This is a genomic window from Acidovorax sp. KPB24-03 (genome assembly GCF_057546605.1).
Genome location: NZ_BAAJYR010000828.1, coordinates 1 through 792 on the forward strand (window position 1 = coordinate 1; position 792 = coordinate 792).

Consider the following 792-nt stretch of genomic DNA (forward strand, 5'->3'; position numbering starts at 1 on the left):
TGGCGCTCCCTGGCCTGGATACCCTCCTCGTGCCCGGCGGCATGGGCGTGGACGCCCAGCTGGACGACACCGCCCTGCACGACTGGCTGCGGCAGGCCGAGCGCACCGCCGGCGCGTGGGGTCGGTGTGCTCGGGCGCGCTGCTGCTGGCCCGCGCCGGCCTGCTGGACGGGCGGCCCGCCACCACCCACTCGGACAGCGTGGACGGCCTGCGCCAGGGCCATCCGCAGGTGCGGGTGGCGGGCGACCGGCTGCACACCTACGACCCGGGCGGCATCGACGGCGACGGTCACGTCTTCACCTCGGCCGGGGTGACGGCGGGCATCGACCTGGCCCTGGCGCTGGTGGAGCACGACCTGGGCCGCGCCATGGCGCTGGCCGTGGCGCGGCGCCTGGTGATGTACCTGCGCCGCCCGGGCGGGCCAGGCGCAGTTCAGCCCCCTGGTGGCGCCCGATGCGGCGCACGCGCCCCGCCTCACGCCGCTGCTGGAATGGATTCCCGGCCACCTGGGCGGCGACCTGTCGCTGGACGCCCTGGCCGCGCGCGCTTGCATGCCGCCGCGCACCCTGACCCGCGTGTTCCAGCGCGAACTGGGCACCACGCCCGCTCGCTACGTGGAGCGGGTGCGGGTGGAGGCGGCATCGGCCCTGCTGGCCCAGGCGCAGGCCTCGGTTTCCACCGTGGCGCGGCTGTGCGGGTTCCAGCACCCCGAGACGCTGCGGCGCGCCTTCCACAAGCACCGGGCCGTGAGCCCGCAGGCCTATGCCGAGCGCTTCGGCGCCGGGACGGCCG

Annotated in this window: 1 protein-coding gene and 1 pseudogene; both read left to right on the plus strand. The window is 76.8% G+C overall.

Translation table 11 applies throughout. The features are described from left to right. Positions 1-124 precede the first annotated feature (124 nt). Positions 125-289: pseudogene (locus AC27KI_RS26270) on the plus strand (hypothetical protein); the annotation flags it as partial. A gap of 154 nt (positions 290-443) precedes the next feature. Continuing rightward, a partial coding sequence (locus AC27KI_RS26275) for a helix-turn-helix domain-containing protein (protein ID WP_487116800.1) occupies positions 444-792 on the plus strand: 349 nt, incomplete at its 3' end.